The organism is Burkholderia lata (assembly GCF_902499335.1).
GTDB lineage: Bacteria > Pseudomonadota > Gammaproteobacteria > Burkholderiales > Burkholderiaceae > Burkholderia > Burkholderia lata_B.
The window spans coordinates 1-4,981 of record NZ_CABVQK010000037.1 but is presented as its reverse complement, the minus strand read 5'-3'; the positions used below and the strand labels follow the sequence as shown (position 1 = coordinate 4,981).

The window sequence follows — 4,981 nt, the reverse complement described above, 5'->3', positions numbered from 1 at the left end:
GAGGCCATTCCGCCCATTCGGGGCAAGCGGGGGCGGCCTCTGTCAAAGCCCGTCATCGTGCAGGCCGATCGCGGTTATGACCACGACAAATATCGCAAGCCCCTGCACGCTGCCGGTATTGCTACGCAGATCGCACGCCGTGGAGAACCCCACGGCAGCGGCCTTGGCAAGACCCGGTGGGTCGTCGAGCGCACCTTCGCGTGGCTGCACAACTTCAGACGCCTGCGCATTCGGTTCGAGCGCCTCGCCGCCATACACGAGGCGTTCATGAAAATCGCCGCCTGCATCATTTGCTGGAGGCACCTTCAAAAATCATTCTGTTAGCGTTTCTAAGAAAGTTAGGGCCACTTCTGTAGGTTGATTCGCCCACCTTGTCCCAGAGGATAAAGAGACGGTTGTAGGCTGCAATCCAATTGACCGAGGAGATGTTCATAGACCGAATTCCCAATGCGACGTCGACGCCGTAGACATGTATCCGGCAAGTCTAACGAACTTGCGCACTGATCCAGTACATCCACCTCGGTTTGCTCGCGGCATTGACGCATCGGCTAGGCCTCGACATAGAGCGCGACGAGCTCGCGCTCGCTGTAGAACGCGTCCGGATCCACCGCACCACCCTCGGCGCCCCCCGCATGCGCGTCGCGCGGCGGACTGCCCGGTTTCAGGCGCAGCAGGTGCGCGGCATCGATGTCGCGCGCACGACGCGCGGCGATCGTCAGCGTGACGCGCAGGTCGGTGCCCGGCGCGCCGTAGTGCGCGTGCAGCGTCGCTTCGTCGAGCCCTTCGAGGTACGCGCGGTACAACGCGAAGTGGGCGGGCGTCAGGCGCAGCGGGGCCACGTCAGCGCCCCGCAATCGGCTGTGACAACGACGTCAGCCGGGCTTCGATTTCTGGCATCAGCGGGTATTCCGTCGGATCGCGGTCATACTCCCGTTGAAGCTTGGCGAAAGCGGCGTCGAAATGTCGCTGCCATGCCTTCAGGTACGCCGATTCCGGAAGGTCTAGATCACGCCGAAGCTCATGCGAGCTTCGCATGCTCGTACGCGCGCTGTTCTGCGATTTTTGCGGTCTCATGGCGCCGGGCGAGGTGTTGGCTCATCAAGCCCGCCCCGGCGGTGATCAATGCGCCACCCAGGGCGCCGAGCGCTGCTGGAGTGAGCCAAGTTGCCTGCGCTTGCGCCACGATCGTTGCTATATCCGATGCAGCCATAGTTGTTCTCGATTGGGTTGGTCATTGCCGTTGCGCGGACAGGCCCCCCGGCAGCATTGCGCCGGAATCAGCCGAGCGCACGAGGCGGGGTCAGGTTATCGCCCAGTAGGGATTGCCAATCCGGCCCGATCTCGCCTAGCTCCACCCGATAGACCGCCGGAAGGATTTCCACCGCGCCGATCGTCATCCGGTTGGGGATATCGCCCGTCAGCGTCACCAGTGCACGGATCGGGATGGCGGCGTCGATGGTGAATATCCGGGTACCGAGCTCAACGTAAGTTCCGTCGGGACCGTCACCGTGCCAGGCGCCGAACGCACAAACGATGGTGATCCGTCCATGGGCCGTGCAGTGCACGGCGACGGTGACAGCGCCGTCCCCGTAGTCCACCGCTTCAAACTCGTTCAAGGCCACCTCCAGCGTCGGGAGCGCGACGCGCTGCATGTCGATAACGTCTCTCAAGCCGTACGGGAAATCGGATCGGGCCTCGACCTGCACATCAATCGCGCCGCTTTGCGCACTAAGCGCCCGGAACAAGGCATCCGCCAGATTCAGTGGCCCGCCCGGCCGCGACAGCTCGGCCAGACGCCGCGCGGCAAACCGCGCAGTCTCGTCCTGGAACGCGCCGAGCACATCGCTAAGGTCTGGCGTCCAGTAAAGCCGCGTGGACTCCGCACAGAAGCGTTGCCAGTCCCCATCGCTCGACACCACGAGAATCCCGGTCGAGTGCTCGTCGGCCCAGTGTTCGAGCGCGAGCAACGCCGCAGCATCGGGAAATTCGTGCTTTTTGTCACCCGCGTCGGCAAACGGTGGGTGCGCGGCGAAATACCGGTCGAACAGTGTGCGCAGGTCGACGCGCGCAGCGACGTCGAGCACCGTAGCATCCGTGCGTTCGCGCCAGTGCGTCAGCCTCGCAGCGGCTGCCACGCCCGGCTCCATCGCTTGCGCTGCGGTAGCCCGCAATTGCGCGATGGTCTCGATCGGCAACACGTCCGCCAGCGCGGGCGCGCGGGTCGCGCGCAGCAAGGCGGTTCGGGCCTCGGCCGCATCACGCGTGAGGTGAGCGGTGAGTTCGCGCTGCACCACGTCCGGGATCAAGACCCGCACATTTGGGCTGGACCGGAACTGCTCGACCCGTCGCAGCAGGCCGTCCTCGAGGCGCCGCTGCTGCGCGTCGAAGATCGAGGTATCGAGCGCAATCGCCTTGATCTGCTTGGCTTCGATGAGGTCGTGGATCCGGGGGTCCATGGCGGTTTCCTGGTGGTGAAGGTCGGGCGGACGGCAACCTCGGGGCGTGTGTCGCAATACAGGAAAGCGTCAGGCATAACACGGGGCCGCGCCGCGATCGGAAGCGGCGTGGCACAGGCCGATGGCGGGCGAGGGCCGCTCTCCCCCGCTGATCAAGGGTCAGGAGCAAGTATAGCCAGGTACCATGAATCACCCATCTGATAAGCAGGCTTCTCACGACGCGTCCTCGTCATCGCCGTCACGCCTCCATCTCCGCTGCAAACGTTCATCCTCATTCAGCACATAGAGGCCCGACCATATGGCGAGCCAAAATTGGACCGTCACCAACCAGTGGGATCCCATGACCTGACCCAATGCGATGGCAAGCCTTCGCCACGCAGTTATGCGGGTACAGCGCGACGGGTCAGCTGAGAAAACAATGACTTTCGGCCGACCGAACCCAAATTTCCAATAGAGTTGTATGTCGCGTTTCGCCCAGTCGATTGCATTGCAGTTGAATGTCCGCCCCCAACGTGTCACCCATTTTCCATTGAGTATCCAGTCGTGATCTAGATGCATCGTTTTGGAATCCTCTACATTGATTGTTTCGCCGCTATGCAATCTGATGCGACAGTTCGTGATCTTGTACGACTCGACCGAGAAGAAAATCCCCTCCTTGATGTGATCCAGGAAGTCATCGCGCGGAACATGCGTGAGCGTGTGGACTACGGGACGTCCGTCCAATCCGCTAATGGATATTTGATGTTGGTAGCGGACACCACTACCGAAAGCGTCGAACACCAGATCGAGCTGGTCCAACTCCGCCTTAGGTGAGCGGAATGCAATCTGAGAACTATAAGATTCCGGATCGACTAGCGTCGCAACTCGAATTGTGTACTCGACATGGTCGCCCAACGAGTACCACCATGAGCCCAATCGTTCACGCTGCTCCCATTTTTCATGGGACCACTCGTAAGTCGGCCGCATGATGCGTTGAGTCAACCGATCGAATGCCCAGCCAAGAAATCGCGAGAGAGCTCCAACTGGAATATGAACTGGCATTGAACGCCTCCTATGGCTTCGACTTACGGCCATTCCGAAGAAGATCGATCGGTGACCGAGCACCGGTCACTCGGTTCACGACAATGATGCCCGATCGGCGCGCATCTGCCTCTGGAACCCTTCATCGAGACGAGGCCGCCGGCGCCGTTCGATGCCAGTCTGATCGCCTAGAGCCAAGCTCCCTCACCGAAGAACAGCACATCCGTGCGCGCGTTGATGCCCGGCATACCGTAGTATCCGTGCGGCGTCGGTTCGTCGAGCCGCCAAGGTGCGCTCGGTAAAACACGGTATGAACACGAGCCAGGCACCGTAATGCCATGTCAGGCATCCACTCCTGCCGTAGCCACGCTCGGCGCGACATCCAACCCCAATCGTGGCGCCACACGCGATCAGCGTCGCGCCGCTGGCCAGCAGATGTGCGAGCATCATACCGAGCGTATCGTGCGTGGCCGGCTAGGGGTCAAGCTATATTTCACCGCGTGTCCCTCAACCGCAGGTGCCCCCCTTCGTTGATCCAGACGCTTCCATACTCAACATTGTCCAGCTCCCCGGCTGCGACACGCTCCACAATGAACTGCCGCCAGAGTCCAAAACACGTTCGGACCAGATCTACTGCAGACAGGTGCGTTCTCTCACCGCCACGGTCAATAGCGATGCGAATCTCAACGGTTGCTGTCTGTGTAATCCCCGGAGCTTGGCGGCCGAGCGGGATCGTAATTACTGGACCACCTCTGTCTACGATTTCGTTCGCACGGGCACCACCCCGGTTCGGATCGAGCCACGCATGCTTGGCGGTATTTGCCAGATCGGCGCAGATTTGCAGATGCCTATGTTCGTTGATGTAGTCGTTGGCCTGCTCGTTTACCGGTTCGGGAAACCAGTCCTTCAACTGGTGAAGATGGATGAAGGTGGCGGTCGCGACGTCTTCCCACATTTCGTGCCAGTCCATCTCATCGCCGGGCAGGCGCGTTCCGAACGACGGCCCAAGTACGCGACGAACGGACCGCTGCACGCGATGCCAGTGCCGCCCGTACGTCCGCGGCGTCGGTGGCATGCCTCCGAGATGGGCGTTGGATTTGGGTACAGTTGGCGCCGGCGAACGGCGAATCAGTGTCTTCAGGCGCTGATGATCGCCCAACACACAATCGACATGACGAGGGGAGGACAGTTCGGAGAGCCCTTCGACAAGACGCTGCCACAGGGACAAAGCTCCGTGGGCCATGGCGACATGTCGTTGTCGCTGCGCCTTGGGCAGCTTCTCGGCCCGGTCCATGAGTTCTTGGATTGTCTGCTCGGTGTGGATCGTAAGTTGTGTGTAGCTGTCGTACTTTTTGTTCGTCATATTGCACGCGAGCCTTCCAGTTGATTGACCCGTGGTTGGCCCATCGGCAGCCCTTGCCAGGCGGGCAGAGGTGGCCTCACTCGTTCGGACAGTTTTCTGAGATTTTTAAGTGGAGCGGCCGAGGCAATCATGCTGCCGATTT

At 61.1% G+C, this 4,981-nt stretch carries 5 protein-coding genes and 1 pseudogene; 1 reads left to right on the top strand and 5 read right to left on the bottom strand.

Annotated features, from left to right (window positions below; genetic code table 11):
* Positions 1-324: transposase (locus tag BCO18175_RS40285; protein WP_174989377.1), on the top strand; the 324-nt coding region annotated here is incomplete at its 5' end.
* Between the two features lie 230 nt (positions 325-554).
* Here BCO18175_RS40285 and BCO18175_RS40280 read toward each other — a convergent pair.
* From BCO18175_RS40280 to BCO18175_RS40260, 5 genes and pseudogenes are all read right to left on the bottom strand, one after another.
* Positions 555-854, bottom strand: a pseudogene (locus BCO18175_RS40280) (integrase); the annotation flags it as partial.
* Between the two features lie 164 nt (positions 855-1,018).
* Positions 1,019-1,210, bottom strand: a complete 192-nt coding sequence (locus BCO18175_RS40275) for a hypothetical protein (protein WP_174989375.1) — start codon at positions 1,208-1,210, stop codon at positions 1,019-1,021.
* 67 nt (positions 1,211-1,277) lie between these two features.
* On the bottom strand, positions 1,278-2,456 hold the full coding sequence (locus BCO18175_RS40270; protein WP_174989373.1) for a PIN domain-containing protein: 1,179 nt from the start codon (positions 2,454-2,456) through the stop codon (positions 1,278-1,280).
* Between the two features lie 213 nt (positions 2,457-2,669).
* Positions 2,670-3,497, bottom strand: coding sequence for a hypothetical protein (locus tag BCO18175_RS40265; RefSeq protein WP_174989371.1), 828 nt, complete (start codon positions 3,495-3,497; stop codon positions 2,670-2,672).
* A gap of 472 nt (positions 3,498-3,969) precedes the next feature.
* Complete coding sequence (locus BCO18175_RS40260) at positions 3,970-4,839, bottom strand: hypothetical protein (RefSeq protein WP_174989369.1); 870 nt, start codon at positions 4,837-4,839, stop codon at positions 3,970-3,972.
* Between the last annotated feature and the right edge of the window lie 142 nt (positions 4,840-4,981).

Coding starts and splice junctions, on each gene's coding strand:
- BCO18175_RS40275 (WP_174989375.1), bottom strand. CDS start 1,210: ATGGCTGCATCGGATATAGCAACGATCGTGGCGCAAGCGCAGGCAACT.
- BCO18175_RS40270 (WP_174989373.1), bottom strand. CDS start 2,456: ATGGACCCCCGGATCCACGACCTCATCGAAGCCAAGCAGATCAAGGCG.
- BCO18175_RS40265 (WP_174989371.1), bottom strand. CDS start 3,497: ATGCCAGTTCATATTCCAGTTGGAGCTCTCTCGCGATTTCTTGGCTGG.
- BCO18175_RS40260 (WP_174989369.1), bottom strand. CDS start 4,839: ATGACGAACAAAAAGTACGACAGCTACACACAACTTACGATCCACACC.